We start from the raw sequence: 23,349 nt of genomic DNA, 5'->3' as shown, positions 1-23,349 counted from the left end.
TACGCTGCAATTCAGGGCAGGAGTGAATACGAATGGCAATCAAGCAGGAGACGGAGCTGTATGCTCCTTTGAAGAGTTTTTTTGAACGGCAAGGCTATGACATCAAGGGTGAGGTGCGGACCTGTGATCTGGTGGGCATCCGGGAGGACGAGGCACCGCCACTCATTGTGGAGATGAAAAAATCGTTCAATCTCGCCCTGCTGCTGCAGGGGATTGAACGGCTGCGGCTCAGCCCTAACGTCTACCTCGCGGTAGAACGCGTCAGGGAGAAGAAGGGCGCGGTCAACCAGCGCTGGGGCGAGCTCACCGGGCTGTGCCGCCGGCTCGGCCTCGGGCTGATCACCGTCGTCTTCTACAAGACGAAGGCCCCGCTCGTCGAGGTGCTCGCGGAGCCGGGCGACGCGCCGCCGCAGGCCCGCAGCGCGGTGCGCCGCCGCGAGCGCTTGCTCTATGAGTTCCGCGAGCGCAGCGGGGACTACAACACCGGCGGCAGCACGCGCGTCAAGCTCGTGACTGCCTACCGCGAGAAGGCGCTGCGCGTGGCCCTCGCGCTGCAGGCCCTGGAGGCCGAAGCCGCCGGAGCGGCCGGCCTCGGCGGGGGGCGCGCGGCGCTAAGCGGCGCGCCGGGCACTGCCCTGGCCGCCGGGGAGTCGGCGGCCGCGGGTACGGCAGCAGCGGCGGCGGGTGATGCCGCTGCGGGTGCGGGCCCGGCGGCTGCGCACAGCCAGGCGGAGAGCGCGCGCGGCGTCGGCGTCACGCCCGCCGCGTTGCGGAAGCGCAGCGGCGTACCCGGCGCCGCTGCGATCCTGCAGAAGAACTACTATGCGTGGTTCTTCCGGGTGCAGCGCGGCCGCTACACGCTCACGGCCGCCGGACAAGCCGCGCTGATCGAGTATGCAGCGGTCGCGGAGATCAGCGCGGGCAAGCTGTAGGCCCGCGCCCGGCCGGAGCGGATCTCAGCGGATTCTGGCCGCCCTCAGCCCAGGTCCCGCCGATTCGTTCGCAGCTCCTCTGCCGGACCTGGGCTGCTGCGACAGCCTATCCGTTCGCAGCCCCAATAGCCGGACCCAGGCCGCCGTGTCTGCCCATCTGTCCGATCACTGCTCCACCTGCCGAACCCGGGCCGCGCGCCTACCCATCCGCTCACTACTCCACCTGCCGGACCCGGGCCGCGCGCCTACCCATCCGCTCACTACTCCACCTGCCGGACCCGGGCCGCGCGCCTACCCATCCGCTCACTACTCCACCTGCCGGACCCGGGCCGCGCGCCTACCCATCCGCTCACTACTCCACCTGCCGGACCTGGGCCGCTGCGACTGCCTATCCGTTCGCAGCTCCACCTGCCGGACCTGGGCCGCGCGCCTACCCATCCGCTCACTACTCCACCTGCCGGACCTGGGCCGCTGCGACTGCCTATCCGTTCGCAGCTCCACCTGCCGAACCCGAGCGGAAGCGCCTCCCTTTACATGGGCATTCACACAATTGTGAGACGTTCCCGCTCTACTGCCCGGCTAATAGATGGAAAATCAACACTTAAATCATTGAGTTTTTCCCGGCGCAAAAGATTAGTTGGATAAAAAACACTTATTTTCCATCATTTTGTCTCAAGTAGCATATTTCAGCTGAATAAATGTACTTTTTCCAACTAAAGTCCCAACTCTCAGGAATCCAGTCAAATTAGATGCTCTTTTTCCACCTATCTCCACAGAATAAAGTTACTGGATAAGCGCCAATACATGTATTCGGTTTTTTACACACATTTGGTCCGCTTACCTTCGCCCCATCGCCCCAGCACATTGTATTCGGTTTTCCGCACACATTCGGCCCGCTTACCCTCGTCCATCACATTGTATTCTGTTTTCCGCACACATTCGGCCCGCTTCCCCTCGTCCATCACATTGTATTCGGTTTTCCGTACACATTCGGCCCGCTTACCCTCGTCCATCACATTGTATTCGGTTTTCCGCACACATTTGGTCCGCTTACCTTCGCCCCATCGCCCCAGCACATTGTATTCAGTTTTCCGCACACATTCAGCCTGCGAATCATCTCTCGCGCTAACTATACAAGCACAAATGGAGTTGTCCCCACGCAGACCTGCTGCGAGCGACAACTCCTTTGTACCTTCTCTATCCACTTACCTGATCTATACTCTAGAATATCCTACTGGTTTATACCATGCTCTTCACTCATTCACTCCAAGCCCCCAGCCCTTCGCTTATTCGCTCCTGGCTCGCCCTAAGCAAGCACCGTATACAGCAGCTCCTTCTCCTTAACCCAGGTGGCGCCAGCAGACTGGATGGACTGGTACTGCTGGATGTTCGTAATAATAACCGGCGTAATCGTGCTATAACCAGCCTTCTCGATCTCGACCAGATCGAATTCCATCAGGAGATCGCCGACAGCCACCCGGGTTCCGGCGGTTACCTTGGGCGAGAAATGCAGGCCTTTCAGCTTCACCGTGTCGATGCCGATATGGATCAGCATTTCCGCTCCGCTGTCGCTGACCAGACCAATGGCATGTCCGCTCTTCGAGAGCGAGAACACCGTTCCCTGGACCGGCGAGACTACGCGGCCTTCGGACGGCTGAATGGCATATCCTTTACCCATAATCTCTTCCGAGAAGGCCGGGTCGCTCACTTCGCTGAGCGGCTTCACCGCTCCGGCAATCGGACTGAACACCTCTTGATTCACCATCGTAGACTCAGCAGTAGCGCCGATTACAGTAGTGTTAGCGTCAGATGCGACAGGCTCGGCAGAAGTCACCGCAGGCGCAGCAGCAGCAGCTTCCGGCTCATCCTCGAAGCCGATAATATAAGTGACAATGGCAGCAACTGCCGCCCCGATGGCGAAGCCGATGACCGAATAGACAAAGGTCGCACCGAGAACCATCGGGATGCCGGAGAGCCCGGCGAGTCCGCCGATGACATACGCTTTTACCTTGAACAAGCTGAGGAACGCACCACCGGCGGCTCCGCCGATCAGGGCGGCGATGAACGGTTTCTTAAGCCGCATATTCACACCGTACATAGCCGGTTCTGTAATCCCCATGAAAGCCGTAATACTTGTGGACAGGGAGAGGGACTTCAGCTTGCTGTTCTTCGTTCTCAGTGAGACACCGAGCGCACTGCCCGCCTGGGCGAAGTTCGCTACCATCATAATCGGAATCATATAGTCATAGCCAAGCTGTGCAATGGATGCGATCATGATTGGAATCAGAGCATAGTGCATCCCGGTAATGATCAGCAGCGACATGGTTCCGCCCAGCAGCAGGCCTGCGAACAATCCCGTATTCTCGAACAGCCAGCTGATCCCTCCAGTCAGGCCATCTCCGATAATTACTCCCAGCGGGCCTACGGCAATCAGGGTAAGCGGCACAATGACCAGCAGCGTAACCGTCGGAACGATAATCAGCTTCAGGGAAGCATGGGTTACTTTATCAACGGCTTTTTCCACATAGGAGGCCAGCCATACTGCAATCACAATCGGAATGACGGACGAAGCGTAGGTTGCAGCTACCACCGGCAGTGAAGCGAAGGTAACAGGCTCCCCGGACCCCAGCAGCGTGGTGACGGTCGGATGCAGAATGGCCGCACCTATCGCAGCAGCGATGTACATATTGCTTCCCAGCTTACGGGCAGCGCTGATGGCCAGAACAATCGGCAGGAAGTAAAAGGCACCGTCCCCGATCGCCGAGAGAATGATATACGTGGAGTTCTCTGTCCCCATCCAGCCTACTGCGACAAGCAGGGCGACAATCCCTTTGATCATCCCCGCACCGGTAATGGCCGGCAGGATCGGTGTGAAGATTCCCGAGATGAAGTCAAACAGCTTGCTGAGCGGATTCTGCTTCTTTTTCTCCACCTTGTCACCGGAAGCCTTCATCTCAGGAGAAACGGACATATTGCCAATCAGCTCATTGTAGACCACCGGCACATCATTGCCGATAATAACCTGGAATTGCCCGCCGTTAATCATCACGCCCATAACCCCGTCCGTCTTCTGCAGCGCCGCTTTGTCCGCACGGTTGTTATCATTCAGGTTGAAGCGCAGACGGGTCATACAGTGGGTTACCTGATCGATATTGTCTTCTCCGCCGACAAGCTTCAATATTTCTTTGGACAGCTCTTTTGTATTCATAAGATGTTGCTCCTTAGATGTAGTATGTTTTCCGCACAAGCAGAAACGGCTTCGCCGTCCTTTCAAAGGACGGTACCGCTTCAGCGAGAAATAGAAGGATAATGTATAGCATGAAACATATAAATTTTTATATTTAAAAAAACCTAAACGCCGATCAGCGGGGAAAGGCAGTCTTCTGCCTCCAGCACTGTCCGGGTTTAGGTTTTGCCTCTGTTCCGAGTTGCAATCCTGCACCACATTATTCTGTTATATCCTCATTACGGATAATCCGTTCAATATGAATGGTCAGATACAATATTTCTTCCTTGGACAAGACCCGTTTGTATATCTTGCGGGAATAGTCCGCTATCTTCACCGCAACCGCATGGGCAGCCGGGTACTGCTTCATGACCAGATCATGCAGCGCATGATCATGGTCCCGCTCCTCCATCGGAGTGCCCTGAACCACCCGCTGCGCAAAGAACTTAAGGTGGGTCAGGAAGCGGTAATACCCGAGTGATTCTTCATCCAGCTCAATCAGGAAGCTCCGCCGGACAATATTCAAGATGTCCTTCACGATATTCGTGATACTTACCGTCTCCCGCATCTCACCGTTCATCTGCGCATTAACCAGATGCATCGCGATGAAAGCGCACTCGTCCTCCGGCAGCAGAACCCCAAGCCGTTCCTCGATAATTTGCAGCGCCTTGAGTCCAATTGAGAACTCCTTGCGGTACATTCGCTTGATTTCCCACAGCAGTGCATTCTTGATTTGAAGCCCCTGACGGTGGCGGTCGATGGCGAAATGGATATGGTCCGTCAGGGAGATATAGATGCTGTCATGCAGCTTCTCCCCGAGCACCGTCTCGGCATAACGGATCACTTCATCGGTGCATTCCACATATTCCAGCGGGATCTCCGAGAGAAGCGACATCAGCTTCTGTGAACCTTCTTTATTCTCCAGGGCGAATACCTTCTCGACCTGAGCATCCTCAACATCATCCCCGGCCTGCTTCTTGAAGGCGATACCGCGGCCCATTACGACCCGTTCCTTCCCGCTGGCATCGAGTACGGTGACCACATTGTTGTTGAGCACCTTAGCAATTTTCATTCCATCACCTTACACCGTCAGAGTAATAAAATCCCCCCGCAGGCGCGGGGATACAACATTATCGTGTTAAAAAAGGCAAAACCAAAACGGCATCAAAAGAGTGCCCGTTTCTGGTTTTGCCTGAATGAACAGTAACAATCCAGTTATTCTACCTGTAGCAGCATCTTAGCATATCATTGTTAATATGACAACACTTTTATGAAAACGGTTTATTAAGACCTGTGCTTCTTAAGCTTGCCCCATTTCACCTACAATATTTCACCGTTCGACGAAATCACCTGCTTGTACCACTCAAACGAATCCTTCTTGCTGCGGTTCAGCGTGCCGCTTCCCGTGTCGTCCAGGTCTACGTAGATGAAGCCGTAGCGCTTGGACATTTCCGAGGTCGACATGCTCACCAGGTCAATCGGGCCCCAGGCCGTATAGCCCATCAGCTCCACGCCGTCCTTAACCGCTTCCTTCATCTCCTTGATGTGTTCCCGCAAATAATCAATCCGGTAATGGTCATGGATCGATCCGTCTTCCTCCACCTTGTCATATGCGCCCAGCCCGTTCTCTACGATGAACAACGGCTTCTGGTAACGGTCGTACAGGTTGTTCAGGGTAATGCGCAGGCCCGCAGGATCAATCTGCCAGCCCCAGTCGGAGGCCTTCAAATACGGGTTCTTGATGCCGCCCAGCAGATTTCCTTCAGTCGCCTCACCCTCCGGACCTGCGGACACCGTAAGCGTCATATAATAGCTGAACGAGATGAAATCTACTGTATTCGCAGCAAGAAGCTCATCATCCCCCGGTTCACGGACAATCTCAATATGGTTCTCGGCAAAATAACGGTTCATATAACGCGGGTACTTGCCGCGCGCATGCACATCCGTGAAGAACAGATTCAGCTGGTCCTCCTGCTGTCTCTTACGTACATCCGCCGGATTGCAGGTATGCGCGTAGCTCTCCATACGGGCCAGCATACAGCCAATCTGCGAGCCTGGAATAATCTCATGTCCGAGTCTGGTAACCAGGGCGCTTGCTACGAACTGATGGTGCAGCCCCTGAAAGACCGCTTGCAGCTTGTTCTCCACGCGGTCTGTAAGAATACCGCCTCCGGTATACGGGCTGAACAGCATGACATTGATCTCGTTGAAGGTCAGCCAGTACTTTACTTTTTTCCGGTAACGTGTAAATACAGTCTCAGCATACTTCACATAGAAGCCGACCACTTCACGGCTGGCCCAGCCGTTATACTTCTGTGTAAGACCGAGCGGAGTCTCATAGTGCGAGAGAGTAACCAGCGGCTCAATGCCGTATTTCAACAGTTCATCGAATACATCGTCGTAGAATTGCAGACCCTGCTCGTTAGGCTCGGCATCATCGCCGTTCGGGAAGATCCGTGCCCAGTTAATCGACAGCCGGAACACCTTGAAGCCCATTTCGGCGAATAGAGCAATGTCCTCCTTGTAGCGGTGATAGAAGTCAACGCCTTCGCGTTTCGGGAACCAGTCATCCGTCTCTCCGGCAAGAATCCGGGCGATACGCTCCGAAGAGATCTCCATGGAATGATCCCCTATGCGCTTATCCTTTGGCACGAAGGCGATCATATCTGCGGTTGACAGCCCTTTGCCTCCCTGATCAAAAGCGCCCTCCAGCTGATTGGCAGCGGTTGCCCCGCCCCATAAGAAATGCTCAGGAAATCCGTTAAGTACTGTAGCCATAGTCCTTACCCCTTTTCATTATGATCTTTCTGCATGGCCTATATAACAGAAAAACCTAAACCTATGGCAAGATCATCGAGCCCGGCGAACGGGTTCAAATCAGTCACCATCAGTTTAGGTTTTGCCTGGCACGGCCAGTAACAATCCAGTAAACGATGTGTTTATGGAAGATTTAATTGACTCCAGCCTAACATAGCATCCGGCAAAATTCAAATGAAAATCCGCTCAATTTCTGTGAAGCTCATATTTGCGCCCGTTCCTTCTCCCCTAGCTGCGCGCCGTGAACTCGGTCACCGCTTCGCTCATCAGATTCATTCCAAGCAGCAGCTCATCGCGGCCGGGATGGCTGAAGTTGAGCCGGATACGGTCTGAGCCTCCGCTTACACTGCAGAGCGGACCAGGCAGGAAGGCTACCCCCTTGGACAGCGAAGCTCGCAGCAGAGCCATCGCGTCCAGGCCTTCAGGCAGCGATACCCAGAGGAACATGCCGCCGGCCGGCATATCATACACGCTGTGCTTCCAGGCCGGACGCTTCAGCAGCTCCGCCATCAGCTTCAGGCGGGTATTGTATTCGCGGTTCAGCAGCGCGATATGCTCCCTTAGATCAAAAGCCGACACACTGAGCAGATGATGCAGCAGGCGCTGGTTCAGCGAGCTGGACTGCCAATCCGCCATCTGCTTGGCGGCAGCCATCATGCCGATCAGCTCGCGGCTTCCCGCCGCCCAGCCCGTCCGCAGCGCCGGCGCGACCGTCTTGCTGAAGGAGCCGATGTACAGCACATGCCCGCCCTCGCTGACATTCTCCAGCGCATATAGAGTAGGATATTTCTTGAAGGGGTGGCCCTCACTCCGCTGGAAGTGCAGATCGCCATAGGAATCATCCTCTACGATCAGCACATTATGTGAGATACACAGCTCCAGAATCTCTTGCCGCCGGGCAAGGCTCCAGAGTACTCCGCTGGGGTTGGTGAAGCTTGGCGCAGCGAACAGCATCTTGGGCCTATAGCTGCGGATCGTTCGGCGCAGATGATCCGGCAGCAGGCCGTCCCCATCCCCCTGGACCGGAATAATGACGGCTCCCTGCATCCGCAGCGCCTGCAGAATACCGGGAGAAGTCGGATTCTCAACCAGCACATGATCCCCGGGATCGATGTACACCCTGGACAGCAGATCGATGGCCTGCTGGCTGCCCGTTGTCAGCAGCACTCCGCCTTCGGTTACCGCCACCCCTTTGCTGTGGAGCCAATCTCCGGTCAGCCATTCGCGGAGCGGGCCATACCCTTCAGGCTCCCCGTACTGCAGCGCACTTGCATCTGTGGAGATCACGGTAGATGCCGCCTCAGACAGCAGCGACAGCGGAAATAATTCTTCTGCCGGGAGCTCCTCTGCCAGCGAGATCAGCGTACCCCGGCGTGTCTCCTTACGGATACTCAGCAGCGGTGAAGATAACAATGTATGTGCGCGCGAAGAAAACTCATACTTCATACGCTTCCCCCCTTTATCTGGTTTAAGAATATTCCAGTCCTGACGCCATTATGTCGTAATACAGGGATTATGCGTAGATTTGCTTGTTCTGTCTTGAGAAAAGCGCGAACTTCTCAATTGCCTGCGCTCTTGTCGATACTTCCAGCTTCACATAAATCTTTCGCAGGTAGTTATCGATCGAACGGCGGCTGACTTCAATTTCAAGTGCGATTTTGTCGTATGTAATTCCTTGCACAATGCGTTCCATGATGAACATCTCCGTCTGTGTCAGCTGCAAGACACCTTCCAGCCCTCTGGAGGAGGCTACCGGACGGAAGCCCTTTTCGATCCATTCCAGCGGAATGGAGAGGAACCCTTCGCGGATGCCGCGGATCATCTGCAGAAGCTGATCCGGGGTGGCTCCCTTCGACAATACCCCGCTCGCTCCCAGTTCAATCAGGGGCAGGAATATCTCCTTATCGTTCTCCTCCGTCATGATAATAATGTGGGAGCACGGTGAGCTTTTTTTCATGTCCGGCAGCACCTGCTCTACGGTTCCGTCATGCATCTGATAATCACTCAGCACCAGATCAGGCCTTAATTCCTCCATGCCCGCGAGACATTCTTCCCAGGTAGCGAACATGCCATCTACCGTTAGTCCCTCCTCATCTTCCAGAATTAATTTTGTTCCCAGCATACTTGTGGGATGACATCCCACGATGACCACCTGCCAGACCTTCGTCATTAATGCCCAGACCTCCTGCTATCTATATAATTTTCCAGAATGGAAAGCGCTGTAAGCGTTTCCTGTCAACACGCAAGCAAGGATCTATGCTGTCATAAGTCTATTCTTCCTACTTTTACCTTGAATACGTCCATCAGATATTCCAATCTATAGAAATTGTATCGCAGTAGTTTAACAGGATGCAATTACTTTTTGTCGTTTCTGCGCGGCTCTTTCACTTTTGCGAAAAACCTGAAAGTCTGATAGAATGAGAACTTGAAAAAATATGGCTTGAGGTGATGAAATGCAACCGCTAGCGGAATCGACCCGGGTACACTCTCGCCGGAGTGCAGAGAGAAGCGGCTCGTCCGTCAAATGGTTTCTACTGTTCTGGATTCTGATGATCACAGCCGGCGTATATGCCGTGTACAGCTACACCAATCATCTGAAGGATCAGGTGCTGAGCGAGCTTGGATCTCAAAGCCAGCAGCAGCTTACCGTTTTGAAGACCGACTACGAGTCGAAGATCGCCGTCCTGTCAGAACAAGTGAAGGAGCTTCAGAGCACCGTGCAGACGTTCAACGAGCTGCTGACCTTCACCAAGGATAATGCCAGTAACAAGACGGACAACAGCAACAAGTTGTACACGCAATTAAGCGAGGTCAAGAAACAGCTTGATACGCTCAAGAAAGAGATGGATCTGCTGAAATGATGACTCCTGTCAAAAGAGTGAACCGGTTCTTCATGCTCCTGACCGCTCCATTGTTCGGACTGCTGCTCTGTCTGTGGCTGTACCAGCCTCCGCTTGAGCTTAAGCTGAATACCGCCCCCTTCGCAGCTGACCCCGGACCCGTGAATGAAACCGCGCAATTGAAGCAGGACCTGGCTGTAGCCAAGAGCTATGCCGCTTACACCATAGACTCTATCGGTACCAGCGCACAGCTCTACAAGCAGACCACGAACGCTATGAACACACTGGTCAGCACAGCAACGGCCCAGACCTCCCGTCCTGAGCGGATCTACAACCGCCGGATTAGTTCCCGGCTCGGCATTCCTGCCGATGTGATCAGCAGCGACCGGATTACCATTGAATTATACCGGCTGAACCCCGGCAATTATACAGCATACGCAATGAAGATTAAGCTGAAGGATACCTCAGCCATGAAGATGAGCCTGGCCGGTGACGGCACGGGCGCTTCCGAGACCACACTGCAGGCCGTGAACCGCTACGGTGCCTCGGCCGGTATTAATGCCGGCGGCTTCGCTGATCAGAACGGCAAGCGTTATCCGCTCTCGACCACCATCGTCGGCGGAGAATATCTGTACGGCTTCGAGCCCAGCTACAAGGATCTCAGCTTCGTCGGCCTGAACAAATCCGGCCAGCTGATCGGCGGCAAATTCACCAGTCGTGACCAGCTCGATCAGCTGGAGCCGGTATTCGGAGCAACCTTCGTCCCTGTGCTGCTGAAGAATCAGAGCAAGACAGCCATTCCGCTGAAATGGCAGCTGGCCCCGAAGCGGGCACCGCGGACCGTCATCGGTAACTACAAGGATAATCAGCTGCTGATTCTGGTCGCTGACGGATATAACGAGAACGGTAACTCGGGAGCTACACTGGCTGAGCTGCAGGATAAGCTGTACAATCTCGGCGTCATCGATGCTTATAACCTGGACGGCGGCGGCTCATCGTCCATGATTTTCCGCGGCAAGGTCATTAACAAGCCTTCCGACGGCAATTTGCGCCGCGTCCCAACCAACTTCTTGTTCTTCAAGTAATTCCGAGTATAACCGTCAATGCTAAATATCACATTTTCATTTATTTTTACAGATTAAAAGGGTATACTCAGGGTAACGAAGATCGTCAATAATGGAGGTGCCTGCATGTCGTTCTCCCTGACTTTTTGGATCGTGACCCTGGTATTTGTACTGTTTCTGGCTGGTATTCTTACTTCTTCCTACAACGACGACAAGACTAAGGGGCTGTGACCCGCCCTCCGCGAACCATCTGATGGACGTATACCACAAAAAGGAGCACCGCACTGATGTGTGCGGCGCTCTTTTTGTGTTCTTCACTATTCACTGAAGCCGAGTCCAACCAGCATCCATGTTATAAGACGCGCTTACGCGTTTTACCCTATGTAGATAATTGATGCGCTCTACGCTTACGCGTGTTTTGGCAGTTGGGTCATCTCGGTAAGGCAACTTGAACAAATGTAACGTTCTTTATATTCGCTTACGCCTTCCATAGATCCGCAGAAGACACACTTCGGACGGTAACGCTCCAGAATAATGTGGTCGCCCTGAACAAGAATTTCTACAGGATCACCTTCATTCATTTGATACCTTTTACGCAGAGACTTAGGCAGAACAATTCTACCCAGCTGATCTACTTTACGTACAACGCCAGCAGGTTTCATATCTAACTTACACTCTCCTGTTCAACTTATGATTAGTAGTGCCATTTCTGACATCCAAGTTCACGTACCCTATTACTTTCTTCGGCACTAATCAACTATTTCGTTACTAAAATGTCGAATCCTGCTGAAAAAAATAAAAAATGATGTCAACTTTTAGAAAAGTTGTGGGAAATCGAGCTGCCGGAGCGCTTCATAGACCACAATCGCTGCCGAATTGGACAAATTAAGCGATCTGACCGCCTCGCTCATCGGCATCCGCATCGCCGTTTCCTGACCAGCCTCCAGGATCTCTGCCGGCAACCCCTTGGTTTCTTTCCCGAACACGAAGAAGTCTCCATCCCGGAAGGCGAAATCGCTATAGCGCTTCTTGGCCTTGGTGGTCGCGTAGAAGAACCGCCCTTCCTGATACTTCTCCAAAACTTCACTGAAGGAATTATGATATTCAATATTCACTGCATGCCAATAATCGAGTCCGGCACGCTTCAGCGTAGCATCGTCTGTGCGGAAGCCCAGCGGGTGCACGAGATGGAGATGGGTTCCTGTGGCCGCACAGGTACGGGCGATATTGCCGGTATTCGCCGGTATTTCCGGTTCCACCAGCACAATGTGTAATGCCATAATACGAATGCTTCCTCTCTGTAGGGTCTTAAGGAGTGCGGCGGAGTAAGTATCCGCCGTGTCCTCCATGGCCCTGTGTTGTGTTCTTGATGCTGCTTGCAGATACAGGCCGGACACAGGCCGGGCTCTATGATCCTGGCTGCGGGCAAGAAGAAACCTTCCGCTGCAAGGCGGAAGGTCAGGAACGTTCTTTCATTACCCTTGAGTTTGCCGGAAATGCTTCATGAAATCAGCCAGCGCCTTAACGCTCTCATGTGGGACTGCGTTGTAGATCGAAGCCCGTAAGCCGCCTACGCTGCGGTGTCCCTTGAGGCCGACAAAGCCTTCCGCTTCGGAAGCTTTGATGAACTGCTTCTCCAGCTCCTCCGATTGCATCCGGAACGTTACATTCATGATGGAACGGCTGCCTTCTTCCGCAACTCCGCGGTAGAAGCCGTCGCTGCCATCGATATAATCATACAGGAGACCTGCTTTGTCACGGTTCTTGGCTTCAGTGCCGGCAAGCCCGCCCTGTTCCTCAATCCATTTTAACACTTCGTTAACCATATATACAGAGAAGGATGGCGGCGTATTGTAGAGAGAGTTGTTCTTGTAATGAGTATCATACCGCAGAATCGTCGGAATATTCGCCGGAGAACTTGCGATCAGCTCTTCCTTGGCAATCACTACGGTAACGCCCGACGGTCCGAGATTCTTCTGTGCACCGGCATAGATCAGACCGAATTGGTTCACATCGAAGTCGCGGCTCAGAATATCACTGGACATATCGGCAACCAGCGGAATGTTACCGGCATCAGGATACTGTGCATACTGCGTGCCTTCAATCGTCTCATTCGAGGTGATATGCAGGTAAGCGGCATTGTCCGCAGCCTTGATGCTGCTAAGCTCAGGAATAGCCAGGAATTTCTTATCTGCGGAGGATGCGGCTACATGACCGCCGCCTGTCAGCTTGGCTTCCTTCAGGGCTTTGTCCGCCCAGCTTCCTGTCATGACATAACTGCCGACCTGGCCTTCAGCGATAAGGTTCATCGGAACCATGGCGAACTGTGTGCTTGCTCCGCCCTGAATGAACAATACCTTGTAGCCCTGCGGATTGCCGAGGAGCGAAAGCAGGCGTTCCTGAGCTTCATTATGCACGGATTCGTATATCGCCCCGCGGTGCGACATCTCCATAATGGACATTCCGCTCTCCCGGAATTCAACGAACTCCGCCTGTGCACGTTCCAATACTGCCAGCGGCAATGCGGCCGGACCGGCATTAAAATTGTATGCTCTCTTGCTCAAAATAACTCCCACCCTTTCTCTCCTATGAATATGGATATCGCTATGATAGCAGATAACGATAAACACCAGCAAGTATAATTATTCACATATGAGGTAAGCTAGGCCGCAATCAGGAGGCTGAAAACAGGTAGCTGCGGCTCCAACCCTTGCTGTGACGCGGTAAAATAGTGATGTCTGCAAAAACCTCGGGTGAAATTACATGCTTGTCTCCCCACAGCGCAATCCGCTCAGCAGCGAAATCTCCGCTCTCTCTGATGCAGGCCCCAGTAGGCTTATGGATCAGTTCCCAGTAATAGTCCGCCTCCTGCTCCCAGCCTTCGAGTCTGCAATAGAATTGGCGGTCCAGTTCCCCGGCCCATGTCAGGCTATTCCCGTCTATGCTGAGCAAATTCTCCGTATACGCCGATTCCGGGGCTACGATCTGGGGCGTTCCCGGCAGCCTAAGCTCATAATCCGTCCCTACCAGCGCCCCATCAATGCCGACAAAATTATGAATATACTCTTCAATCCGCAGCGCTTCGGTCCCTGTATTCTCTATCCTGTAGGAAATATCCAGCCGGTTATCTTCAAGCTTCAATGTCTTGACCAGCCGCATGCTGTAGCCCCGGCATTCCAGCGGCTGCACAGTGTATGTAACCGAGTCTTCGCTCCACTCTTCAGTGATCGGGAATGGCTTAAGCGGATACTCCCCGACGAATGAATAAGGCTCATCACTTTGCTTCTGCAGCAGCCCGATGCCGGGCTTGGGGAACCATTCCCCAGGAGCAGCATCTTCATAGCCAATTGCCCGGGAAATGCCAAACTCATTGCAGAGGCCTATCCCTCCAGTACCCTGCCCAGGCACCAGACTTTCCGGAACACAAAAGGTATGCCCGCCCTCGTCCAGCTTCACGCCTGTAATAAATCCTGTCCAGTCAAAACGGGTGCCTCCATAGGCTCCCACATCAGCAATCTCTACGGTCAGTACTCCATTGGATAGTATACGTGTCATTGATCTCTTTCCTTTCTGTCCTGGTTGGACGCAGCACATCCTATCATAGCATTTCCAAGCCCATTCTATACGGGTTATTTGGATATTAAAACGCCTGCTCCGCGCGGACCGGCAAAGCAGGCGATAGAATTCAGCAGCTCCGGCTTTAGGCCAGCTCTACCTCCAGCAGATGAATTTCTCCTTCAGGCAGGTCTGTCAACAGGCTGCGTGGAATCACAGCACCCTCTGAGACGCGCTGAAGCGTTACCTCAGCCCCGTTCAAGCGGGCTGCGTGTATTTGATACTCTCCGTATTCCGTGCTTCCAGAGGCCATATAGACGACTTTCAGCTCGCGTCCGGCAAAGATAGTCTTGATCGAGGCGCTCTTATCGCCGTCAAACTGTTCATTCACCAGCTTCGGCTGCAGCAGCAGGTCGCCGAGCTTGCCTTTGACGCCAAATACCTCAGTTACCATCGTCAGCAGAAGCCAGCTTGCCGAGCCTGTCAGATACGTATACATTCCTCTGCCCTGCTCATTGATATATTCCGGAATTCCGGGATACATCCGGCTCACCTCGAAGTTCGCACTCAGATTATACAGTGAATCCAGCACCTTGCGGCCTTCTTTGACGTATCCGCGCTTATACAGCGCATTGCCGTACATAACGGTCATGTGGCTGAACATGGCTCCGTTCTCCTTGTGTCCGAAGGCGAAGCCGAATGCCCGGCCCAGATTCTGCTGAATGCCGCCGAAGTTGCTGTTCAGACGGTAGCCGATTTTCTCATCGTACAGATTGCGCTCTACCGCAGAGATGATCGCAGGAATCTGCTCTGGAGCAGCAGCGTGGCCGAGGAGCGGGAAGACCTGACCGGTAAGCGTCATCCGTGTGCTCTCCGCCCATTCCCCTTCTACACGTTCACCGTCATTATTATAATAGCCGTTGAACCAGCCGTCACCGTGTCCGCTCTCTACCCATTCATTGCGGCGCAGGTGATCGAAGATCCATTCCGCCTTACGGGAGAGATCTGCTGCAACCTCTTCAAGCGTCAGCACGGCTCTTACCCCGCTCACCTTATTCGGTGCAGCAGCATAGAAGCGGCTGAGCAGCTCATGCTTGGCCGTCACCGATTCATAATCGACAGCTTGGCCGAGCGAGTCAAGCAGCAGCACCATCTCTTCGGCCAGCTCCAGCGTATCTCCGCCAGTCCGTTCCTTCAGGGTAACCAGCAGTTTGGACAGATCGAGCAGGTTGCTGGCATAGAAGGCTGTGAATGTAACACTTTCGCCCCGCTGTGCAGCCATATCGAGGCCATCGTTCCAGTCTGCGCCTTCCAGCAGGATGTTATTGTGCTCACCCACATTGAAGAAAGGAACCAGATTCTGCAGCAGGATATGCTCCAGAATAGTACCTGTATATTCTTCGCCCGCAGTTGTCCGCAGACTGCTTCCTGCCCCCGGCTCCCAGGAGGCGTCGCGGTCCTTACAGCGGTTCATGAAGGTATCACGGAAATAAGTCTGCTCCTGCAGCAGGAAGTCCAGATCCCCGCTCTGATCCAAGTATAGCATGGTAGTCAGGAACGGCCACGCACCATGGTCCATCCAGACCCGGGGAATATTGTTGCGGTCGGCAATGAATTCGCCCGGCTGCTGCCCGATGATCGTCGCATTGCTGCCGTCAATTCGAACTCCGGCATAGTTGTTCAGCAGCAGGCTGCGCACATCCGCAGGCTCCATAATCAACAGAGCCAGGCAATCCTGCCAGAGATCGCGCCAGCCGCGTCCCCCTCTGCCATAATCGTGGTAAGGCAGGAACGAGTTGCCGTATAGCCTGCGCAGCACCGGCTGCAGCGTGACCCATTTCATCCATTCGTCGGCGGCGTGATCTCCGGTATGGAATTTTACCGTATTGACTTTATCCGCCCAGAAGCGTTTATTCTCATCAAGCAACGCGTCAAAAGCCGCAGCAGAGCCATATTTGGCCATCAGCGCCTGCACATCGATTCTATCATTGTCAATCGCCATGACTACGACATAAGAATGACTCTGACCCGGCTCCAAAGTGATTGCGGCGAACCGCAAACCACCCAGCGCCTCATATCCTTCCCAAGGCACTCCGCCATCTTCCCCAATCGGCGGCGCCAGATTGTTCACGACCGCTTCCGGCCAGTCCAGACTTCCGCCCTCGCCGATGAATTCCTCCTGCACCGGGAATAATCCGGTTGGCAGCGCTCCGCCCTCACCAGCCCCGAATACCCCGTACGAAGTATGATTCACCCGGTGGCCGCGTTCGTCGAAGGACAGCGCAGGCTGCACCTCTACGCCATACGCCGAAGTATAGATCCGGTTCAGCAGCGAGGTGACATGCCGGTGATCGCGCAGATCATCCGCAGAACGCGCATACAACGGAATAGCCGCTGTAGATGTCAGCGTAAGCGCCTCTGTACCGCTGTTTGTAAGTACCACCTTCATCAGCTCAACCTTGTCGTTGCCGCAGGGTACGAAGCTTGTGATCTCCGCTCTCAGCCCCAGCTCCTTACTCTCCCGCGTCACCCGATGCCACAGAAGTCCTGCCTCCAGCAAGGATTCATCTGCTGCTTCGCCATAGAACGCCGCATTCTGCCGTGCAGAATTGCCGGCAGCCGACCAGGCGCCCTTGCCTTCAATGTACACCCAGAAATTGCGCGAGGCGCGGGAGTTATGCAGATCCTCCACGGAGATTGGCGGTGTCAGAAAGGTATTATGGCCCGAAGTGGCCTGACCATGCAGCTTAGGACTGACCGAGGACATCATGCCCCCTTCATTCACCAGCGGAAAATATAAAAAGCTGCTCCGGTCCGGCTGCTCCAGTCGAAAGTCCCCGTTATTCCCGGTGAAGCTCCAGCCCGATCTTGACACCTTTAATTGCTCCTTCAATACATTCATCCTCCCTTTTCCTAACAGCAGACGTATTCTTGATTGCGTATGACCACATAATCGCAAAGCCCGGTACCGCTTTCCGAAATCGGTTTCGGTTTCATTATTACACCGTTATTTTCCTTTGTAAAGCGTTATTTGTGACTTATGAGCAGAGATTAATGTGCAAAATTAATACTCTAAAGCTCAGATAATCACATATAATTGTAATTTCATTACATTAATACTATTTTAGTAACGAAAATTTACGAAACCACAATATTAAGCTATTTGTAACAAGTACGAACGGGGTTCCACATTTGCTCAACTAGCACACATTCTCCGAATTCGGGTGCACTAGTGCTCCTCATTTAACTCATTTGCCAACTCCCCTCTAAATCAGAGGGATTTATCCCTTTCACCTTCCACCATTCACCTCACCCTCCAGCACGATCAGCTGTCACCGAAGTTTGTTTACACGATAAATACAAAAAGCCCCCGGAATCAAAAGATTCCAGGGGCCTCTCTATCCAGCTAGTTTTACACTAGCTTATCTTATAAGCTTATACGTCGAAGTACAGGGAGTATTCATGCGGATGAACGCGGATGGCAACGGCTTGAGCTTCGGAACGCTTCAGGGCGATATAGTTATCGATGAAGTCTTTGGTGAATACGCCGCCCTCTGTCAGGAATTCGAAGTCAGCCTCCAGTGCATCCAGAGCTTCGTCCAGGGTACCCGGAACGCTGCGGATCTTCTCTTTGTCTGCATCAGACAATTCGTAGATGTTCTTGTCCAGCGGACCGTAGCCCATTTCTTCAGGGTTGATCTTCTTCTTAATTCCGTCCAGACCAGCCATCAGCATAGCGGAGAAGGCCAGGTATGGGTTAGCCGTAGAGTCCGGTGTACGGAATTCGATACGACAGCCCTTAGGTGTCACAGCAGCTACCGGGATACGGACAGCAGCGGAACGGTTCCCCTTGGAATAGACCAGGTTGACCGGTGCTTCATAGCCAGGAACCAGACGCTTGAACGAGTTGGTGCTTGGGTTCGTCAGCGCGATCAATGCAGGAGCATGATACAGGATACCGCCGATGTAGTGCAGCGCCATTTCACTCAGGTTGGCATAAGCACCTTTTTCATAGAACAAAGGCTCGCTGCCGTTGAAGATCGATTGGTGAACGTGCATTCCGCTACCGTTATCGCCGAACAGCGGTTTTGGCATGAAGGTGGCTACCTTGCCGTATTGGCGTGCAGTGTTCTGCACAATGTATTTGTAAGTGAGGAGATTATCAGCTGTTTTCTTCAAGGTATCGAAACGGAAGTTGATTTCCGCCTGGCCTGCTGTTGCTACTTCGTGATGGTGACGCTCAATTTCGAGACCCGCTTCACCAAGCAAACGGCACATTTCACTGCGGATATCCTGCTGGGAATCCACTGGAGCTACAGGCACGTATCCACCCTTCACGCCAACCTTGAATGCCATGTTGCCGCCTTCTTCCTTACGGCCTGTGTTCCATGCTGCTTCTTCGGAATCCACATAGAAGGAGGAAGTGTTCATTCCGCTCTCGTAACGGACATCGTCGAAGATGAAGAACTCGGATTCAGGTGCGAAGAATGCTGCTGTACCTACACCGCTGGATTGCAGGAATTCTTCAGCCTTCACTGCGATACCGCGCGGGTCGCGCTCATAACGTTCGCCATCAGGCGTGAAAATGTCGCACATAATGTTCAGTGTCGGGTGAGCAGTGAACGGGTCAATGTAAGTGGTGCTTGGATCAGGCATCATTACCATATCCGACTCTTCAATCCCCCGGAAGCCTGTAATGGAAGAACCATCGAATGCTACTCCATTTACAAAGGTTTCTTCTTCAACTGCGGATGCTGGCAAAGAGATATGGTGAGCACGTCCACCCAAATCTACAAACCGGAAATCCACCCACTCGATATTGTTTTCCTTGATCGTCTGCAATACTTTTTCAACCGACATGCTTAATTCCTCCCCAGATTCCGAACATTAGGCCGCTCATCGTATCAAATGTTCTTGTTTTTATTTTTTTGCTGTCGTCATTATAAATCGCATACCTAACATCGTCAATGCTTATGTCAGGTATTTCTTGCGACAATGTGAGATATTCTGACGCTTTGGTGAAAATACCAATTTCATCCGGATTCCATGTCACCTTTGTCCAATATGCAGCAAAAACAGCTCTCATCCTCCAGCCTGAAGCGGGAGAAGAGAGCTGTTCAATAGTCATTATTCGTTGACAATCATACTACAGGCGCAGCCTCCAGAGACGGAGAGAACTTGCGGCCCACCAGCGGTGCCAGCTTCTCCAGATCCCGCAGCAGGCTGTCGAATTGCTCAGGGAACAGAGACTGAACGCCGTCTCCGGTCATGGAGTTATCGGGGTCGGTATGCATCTCGATGATCAGACCGTTGGCGCCTGCAGCAACCGAGGCCTTGGCCATAGGGGCTACCAGTTCGCGGCGTCCGGTGCCGTGGCTCGGGTCAGAGATTACAGGCAGATGGCTGAGGTTCTGCAACACAGGAATGGCCGACAGATCCAGCGTGTTACGCGTGTAAGTCTCGAAGGTACGGATGCCGCGCTCGCACAGCATGACATCCCGGTTGCCCCCCGCGAGAATGTATTCTGCCGCGTTCAGCAGCTCATCATAGGTCGCACTGAACCCGCGCTTCAACAGCACAGGACGGCCGCAGGTCCCCAGCTTGCGCAGCAGGTCAAAGTTCTGCATGTTGCGTGTACCTACCTGCAGAATATCCGCATGCTCAGCACAAATATCCACGTATTCCGGCGTCATGACCTCAGTAATGGTCAGCAGGCCGTGACGTTTGCCGGCTTCCGCCATCATTGTCAGCCCTTCCACGCCAACCCCTTGGAAGCTGTAAGGTCCGGTACGCGGCTTGAAGGCACCTCCGCGCAGTACCTGGCCGCCGGAAGCCTTGACCAGCCGGGCAATCTCATCGATCTGCTCCGGAGATTCTACGGCACACGGACCGCCCATAATAACCAAGTTCTCCCCGCCGATCTTCACTCCGCGGATATCGATAACCGTATCCTCCGGATGGAAGTCGCGGCTCGCCAGCTTATAGGATTTGGTAATCTTAACTACATTCTCCACGCCCTTCATCTGGCGAAGATGCTCGGCTAGCTTCGGAGTGACGCCCCCTACCAGTCCGATTACGGTATGGTCAGCCCCTACAGAGAGATGGACCTGCAAGCCTTCCTTCTCAATCACGGCAATAATCTCACTCACCTGTTCCTGAGGTGTTTGGTTGGATGTAATAACGATCATATTATAGCTCCCCTTTTGGACCCGTATTAGTGTTGTTGGATAGACCGGCACACTGCTAATTCTCTGATTTACTATTTCGCTACGACGCGTGTACGCTTTTAAGCACTAAAGTAATTTTATCGCATATTCCCCTTTCAGTCAACCATTATTCCCCGTTCCGTGTGAATTCTATGTGGCAAAAACGAAGAAAGCAGCACAGCCCTCTCAGGCCGCACTGCCGGTTATCCGCTATGAGTTCATCGTTATTGTTATGCAGACCTGTCAGCTGGTGCTGGCAGTCTTGTTCTTCACAGGAGGCAGAAGCTTCGCCATATTGACTGTGCGCTTGATCTCCCAGGTCTCCGGCTTCGCTTCGTCATACTGCTCCAGATAATTAATGACTTCCTTGGTGATCGGCGTCGGCGTAGAAGCGCCGGAAGTCACACCTACCTTGGTGATTCCCTTCAGCCATTCTGTATTCATCTCGGATACATCCGAGATGCGATAGGCTGTAACTCCCGCGATCTCCTCTGATACCTGCGCCAAGCGGTTGGAGTTATTGCTGCGCGGATCACCGACCACAATAACCAGCTCGCACTGGCCCGCCTGCTCAGCGACAGCCTCCTGCCGCACTTGCGTAGCCATACAAATCTCATTATGAACTTCGGCACCAGGGAAGGTCTCCAGCAGCTTGCGCATAATATGCTTGATATCCCACTGGCTCATTGTGGTCTGGTTCGTAATGACAATCCGTGAGGAAGGGATAGAGAGGCCGGCAATGTCCTCTTCTTTCTCGATCAGATGGACATGCTCCGGCGCAATTCCCACCGCACCTTCCGGCTCCGGGTGGCCTTTCTTGCCAATATAGATAATCTCGCAGCCCTCATCAACCTTCTCCTTGATCAGGTCGTGCGTCTTCGTCACATCCGGGCAAGTAGCATCCACCGTAGTCAGGCCTTTGGCGCGTGCCACCTTACGTACTTCAGGCGATACGCCGTGGGCTGTGAAGATGACTGTTCCCTTATCTATTTTATCTAGAATATCCAGACGGTTATGCCCGTCCAGCGTAATAATTCCGTCATCCTCGAAGGAGTTCGTGACATGGCTGTTGTGCACAATCATGCCCAGTATATAAATCGGCCGGGGCAGATCCAGATTCTGCGCAGCCTGCCGTGCCATCACCATAGCATCGACGACGCCATAGCAATAACCCCGGGGAGAGATTTTGATGACTTCCATGAATTCACCGCTTTCTGCTGTCAATGACTGCTGTAATAGGAGCCACTCAATTATACCCTATTCCAGCGGCGGGGCAAAGAGAAGCGGCAGCCAGATCACAAAGGTCGTCCCTTCCCCCTGACGGGTGACCACCTCAACAGAGCCTCCGTGCTCCTCAATAATCCATTTGGCAATGGACAGTCCTAGCCCGATGCCTTCCGTAATTCCTCTGGATTCATCTGCACGGTAGAAGCGGTCGAAGATATGCGGCACCTCATCTTTGTCCATCCCGATTCCCGTATCAGCAATGCGGATTCCCACCTGATTCTGATACAGCAAGGCATCCAGCGTTACCTCACCGGCCGGAGTGTATTTGAACGCATTGTCAATGAAAATAAACATCATCTGCTGCAGGTAATCCTTATTCCCCAGGATATACTTACCATTCAGATGGCCCATCTCACCTACAGACCACTCCGCTTCGCGCGTCAGGAAGGACGCCCGGCGGGCTACCTCAGTCATCATCGGCTCCAGCGCTACCGGCTCGATCTCGAAGGTCCGGCCGGTATCCGCCCGGGCCAGGGAGAGCATATCCGCTACCAGACGGCTCATGCGTGCCGCTTCATCGGCGATATCCTTCACCGATTCAATTGAGAGCTGGCGGATATCCGCCTCAGACATCCGGCTGTCATCCGGCTTCATTTCCCAGACCTTTTGCAGCAAATCAATATTCCCGCGGATGGTTGTAAGCGGTGTCCGCAGCTCATGCGAAGCATCCGAGACGAAGCGGCGCTGCGTGGCATAGGCCTCCTCCAGCCCCGTATAGAAGCCTTCCATCCGCCCGAGCATACTGTTCACCGTCTCAATCAGCCGTCCGATCTCATCCTGCGGACCGTCATATACGATCCGCGAGCTAAGGTCAGTTCCCGTCTGTATTCCATTCGCAGCTTCAATGACCTTGCCAATCGGACTCATCGCCTTGCGGGCCAGGAAGAGGCCGAAGGTGAAGGCTGCGAGCAGGGTAGCGAAGGAGCCGGCCAGCAGAATATTCTTCAGCCGGTTCAGCAGCGTGACCTGTTCCCCCGTATAGACGGCGACCTGAAGGACAGCAGGCGCAGGCAGACTGTTGTTGAGCGTTACATCAACCGCCCGCTGATAGATCAGGAAGGGGTTACCGCCATAGCTGGCCTGCAGGAATCCCTCCTGGTTATGCAGGTCCTCCTTGGCGGGAACCTGGAATTTCAGTTTAATTTCGGTCATATTTGGGCTTAGAATCAGCCGGTCCAGATCATAGATGTACATTTGGGCGAACAGGCTCTGACCCGCTGGTCCCCCAAGCACAGGCTGCAGGTTTCCGTCCGGGCTCAGGCCCGCCTTCAGCTCTACCTGATGCGATTGATTCTGGAGCCGGTTTTTCAAATCGCCGTACGTATTAATATAGACGAACGCATAGATCACGCCGGACAAAACCAGCAGCATGACAGCCAGAATTCCCGAATACCAGGCAGTAAGCCGCAAACGTATGGACAT

At 53.5% G+C, this 23,349-nt stretch carries 19 protein-coding genes; 3 read left to right on the top strand and 16 right to left on the bottom strand.

What is annotated here, in order from left to right:
- Positions 1–32 precede the first annotated feature (32 nt).
- Positions 33–932, top strand: coding sequence for a DUF2161 family putative PD-(D/E)XK-type phosphodiesterase (locus NST26_RS08830; RefSeq protein ID WP_340954788.1), 900 nt, complete (start codon positions 33–35; stop codon positions 930–932).
- Positions 933–1,750: 818 nt separating this feature from the next.
- Here NST26_RS08830 and NST26_RS08825 read toward each other — a convergent pair.
- The 6 genes from NST26_RS08825 to NST26_RS08800 all read right to left on the bottom strand — a co-directional run bounded on the left by NST26_RS08825 (position 1,751) and on the right by NST26_RS08800 (position 9,145).
- The gene (locus tag NST26_RS08825; protein ID WP_036722342.1) at positions 1,751–2,029 is read right to left on the bottom strand and encodes a hypothetical protein; all 279 of its coding nucleotides are present in this window, start codon (positions 2,027–2,029) and stop codon (positions 1,751–1,753) included.
- Positions 2,030–2,238: 209 nt separating this feature from the next.
- Positions 2,239–4,140, bottom strand: coding sequence for a beta-glucoside-specific PTS transporter subunit IIABC (locus NST26_RS08820; protein ID WP_036722345.1), 1,902 nt, complete (start codon positions 4,138–4,140; stop codon positions 2,239–2,241).
- Between the two features lie 238 nt (positions 4,141–4,378).
- Positions 4,379–5,230 (bottom strand): BglG family transcription antiterminator LicT, encoded by an 852-nt coding sequence (gene licT, locus NST26_RS08815; protein WP_036722348.1) that lies wholly within the window; start codon positions 5,228–5,230, stop codon positions 4,379–4,381.
- 248 nt (positions 5,231–5,478) lie between these two features.
- Positions 5,479–6,936, bottom strand: a complete 1,458-nt coding sequence (locus NST26_RS08810; RefSeq protein ID WP_340954795.1) for a glycoside hydrolase family 1 protein — start codon at positions 6,934–6,936, stop codon at positions 5,479–5,481.
- Positions 6,937–7,203: 267 nt separating this feature from the next.
- Positions 7,204–8,421, bottom strand: a complete 1,218-nt coding sequence (locus tag NST26_RS08805) for an aminotransferase-like domain-containing protein (protein ID WP_340954798.1) — start codon at positions 8,419–8,421, stop codon at positions 7,204–7,206.
- A gap of 67 nt (positions 8,422–8,488) precedes the next feature.
- Entirely contained in the window at positions 8,489–9,145 is a 657-nt protein-coding gene (locus tag NST26_RS08800; RefSeq protein ID WP_036722353.1) for a response regulator transcription factor, read from the bottom strand.
- Positions 9,146–9,428: 283 nt separating this feature from the next.
- Here NST26_RS08800 and NST26_RS08795 point away from each other — a divergent pair, with 283 nt between their 5' ends.
- Complete coding sequence (locus NST26_RS08795) at positions 9,429–9,836, top strand: hypothetical protein (protein WP_036722356.1); 408 nt, start codon at positions 9,429–9,431, stop codon at positions 9,834–9,836.
- The gene (locus tag NST26_RS08790; RefSeq protein WP_036722359.1) at positions 9,833–10,900 is read left to right on the top strand and encodes a phosphodiester glycosidase family protein; all 1,068 of its coding nucleotides are present in this window, start codon (positions 9,833–9,835) and stop codon (positions 10,898–10,900) included. The genes NST26_RS08795 and NST26_RS08790 overlap by 4 nt, the downstream gene beginning before the upstream one ends.
- A gap of 386 nt (positions 10,901–11,286) precedes the next feature.
- Here the strand turns inward: NST26_RS08790 and NST26_RS08785 are convergent, their stop codons facing one another.
- The 10 genes from NST26_RS08785 to NST26_RS08740 all read right to left on the bottom strand — a co-directional run bounded on the left by NST26_RS08785 (position 11,287) and on the right by NST26_RS08740 (position 23,349).
- The gene (locus NST26_RS08785; RefSeq protein WP_340954801.1) at positions 11,287–11,541 is read right to left on the bottom strand and encodes an AbrB/MazE/SpoVT family DNA-binding domain-containing protein; all 255 of its coding nucleotides are present in this window, start codon (positions 11,539–11,541) and stop codon (positions 11,287–11,289) included.
- Between the two features lie 153 nt (positions 11,542–11,694).
- Entirely contained in the window at positions 11,695–12,159 is a 465-nt protein-coding gene (gene trmL, locus NST26_RS08780; RefSeq protein ID WP_036697752.1) for a tRNA (uridine(34)/cytosine(34)/5-carboxymethylaminomethyluridine(34)-2'-O)-methyltransferase TrmL, read from the bottom strand.
- Between the two features lie 195 nt (positions 12,160–12,354).
- The gene (gene serC, locus NST26_RS08775) at positions 12,355–13,446 is read right to left on the bottom strand and encodes a 3-phosphoserine/phosphohydroxythreonine transaminase (RefSeq protein WP_036722639.1); all 1,092 of its coding nucleotides are present in this window, start codon (positions 13,444–13,446) and stop codon (positions 12,355–12,357) included.
- A 106-nt stretch (positions 13,447–13,552) separates the two neighbouring features.
- Positions 13,553–14,434, bottom strand: a complete 882-nt coding sequence (locus NST26_RS08770) for a hypothetical protein (RefSeq protein ID WP_340954805.1) — start codon at positions 14,432–14,434, stop codon at positions 13,553–13,555.
- A gap of 145 nt (positions 14,435–14,579) precedes the next feature.
- The gene (locus NST26_RS08765) at positions 14,580–17,327 is read right to left on the bottom strand and encodes a GH36-type glycosyl hydrolase domain-containing protein (protein ID WP_340954808.1); all 2,748 of its coding nucleotides are present in this window, start codon (positions 17,325–17,327) and stop codon (positions 14,580–14,582) included.
- A gap of 542 nt (positions 17,328–17,869) precedes the next feature.
- Positions 17,870–19,294 (bottom strand): type I glutamate--ammonia ligase, encoded by a 1,425-nt coding sequence (gene glnA, locus NST26_RS08760; protein WP_036722362.1) that lies wholly within the window; start codon positions 19,292–19,294, stop codon positions 17,870–17,872.
- A complete protein-coding gene (locus NST26_RS08755) occupies positions 19,284–19,562 on the bottom strand; it encodes a hypothetical protein (RefSeq protein WP_076079776.1) in 279 nt (92 codons plus the stop codon). Before NST26_RS08755 ends, glnA begins: the two co-directional genes overlap by 11 nt.
- 13 nt (positions 19,563–19,575) lie before the next feature.
- Complete coding sequence (aroF, locus tag NST26_RS08750) at positions 19,576–20,622, bottom strand: 3-deoxy-7-phosphoheptulonate synthase (RefSeq protein ID WP_339254986.1); 1,047 nt, start codon at positions 20,620–20,622, stop codon at positions 19,576–19,578.
- A 261-nt stretch (positions 20,623–20,883) separates the two neighbouring features.
- Complete coding sequence (locus NST26_RS08745) at positions 20,884–21,840, bottom strand: 4-hydroxy-3-methylbut-2-enyl diphosphate reductase (protein ID WP_036722368.1); 957 nt, start codon at positions 21,838–21,840, stop codon at positions 20,884–20,886.
- 57 nt (positions 21,841–21,897) lie between these two features.
- Entirely contained in the window at positions 21,898–23,349 is a 1,452-nt protein-coding gene (locus NST26_RS08740; protein ID WP_209872944.1) for a sensor histidine kinase, read from the bottom strand.

The sequence above is a fragment of the Paenibacillus sp. FSL R7-0128 genome (assembly GCF_038002245.1).
Taxonomy (GTDB): Bacteria; Bacillota; Bacilli; order Paenibacillales; family Paenibacillaceae; genus Paenibacillus_AQ; species Paenibacillus_AQ silagei.
This window is presented reverse-complemented; position numbering and strand designations above follow the sequence as displayed.

Bases quoted from the DNA above. Each gene is read 5' to 3' on its own strand.
- NST26_RS08830 (WP_340954788.1), top strand. From the start codon at position 33: ATGGCAATCAAGCAGGAGACGGAGCTGTATGCTCCTTTGAAGAGTTTT.
- NST26_RS08820 (WP_036722345.1), bottom strand. From the start codon at position 4,140: ATGAATACAAAAGAGCTGTCCAAAGAAATATTGAAGCTTGTCGGCGGA.
- licT (WP_036722348.1), bottom strand. From the start codon at position 5,230: ATGAAAATTGCTAAGGTGCTCAACAACAATGTGGTCACCGTACTCGAT.
- NST26_RS08810 (WP_340954795.1), bottom strand. From the start codon at position 6,936: ATGGCTACAGTACTTAACGGATTTCCTGAGCATTTCTTATGGGGCGGG.
- NST26_RS08805 (WP_340954798.1), bottom strand. From the start codon at position 8,421: ATGAAGTATGAGTTTTCTTCGCGCGCACATACATTGTTATCTTCACCG.
- NST26_RS08800 (WP_036722353.1), bottom strand. From the start codon at position 9,145: ATGACGAAGGTCTGGCAGGTGGTCATCGTGGGATGTCATCCCACAAGT.
- NST26_RS08795 (WP_036722356.1), top strand. From the start codon at position 9,429: ATGCAACCGCTAGCGGAATCGACCCGGGTACACTCTCGCCGGAGTGCA.
- NST26_RS08790 (WP_036722359.1), top strand. From the start codon at position 9,833: ATGATGACTCCTGTCAAAAGAGTGAACCGGTTCTTCATGCTCCTGACC.
- NST26_RS08785 (WP_340954801.1), bottom strand. From the start codon at position 11,541: ATGAAACCTGCTGGCGTTGTACGTAAAGTAGATCAGCTGGGTAGAATT.
- trmL (WP_036697752.1), bottom strand. From the start codon at position 12,159: ATGGCATTACACATTGTGCTGGTGGAACCGGAAATACCGGCGAATACC.
- NST26_RS08770 (WP_340954805.1), bottom strand. From the start codon at position 14,434: ATGACACGTATACTATCCAATGGAGTACTGACCGTAGAGATTGCTGAT.
- glnA (WP_036722362.1), bottom strand. From the start codon at position 19,294: ATGTCGGTTGAAAAAGTATTGCAGACGATCAAGGAAAACAATATCGAG.
- NST26_RS08755 (WP_076079776.1), bottom strand. From the start codon at position 19,562: ATGACTATTGAACAGCTCTCTTCTCCCGCTTCAGGCTGGAGGATGAGA.
- aroF (WP_339254986.1), bottom strand. From the start codon at position 20,622: ATGATCGTTATTACATCCAACCAAACACCTCAGGAACAGGTGAGTGAG.
- NST26_RS08745 (WP_036722368.1), bottom strand. From the start codon at position 21,840: ATGGAAGTCATCAAAATCTCTCCCCGGGGTTATTGCTATGGCGTCGTC.
- NST26_RS08740 (WP_209872944.1), bottom strand. From the start codon at position 23,349: ATGTCCATACGTTTGCGGCTTACTGCCTGGTATTCGGGAATTCTGGCT.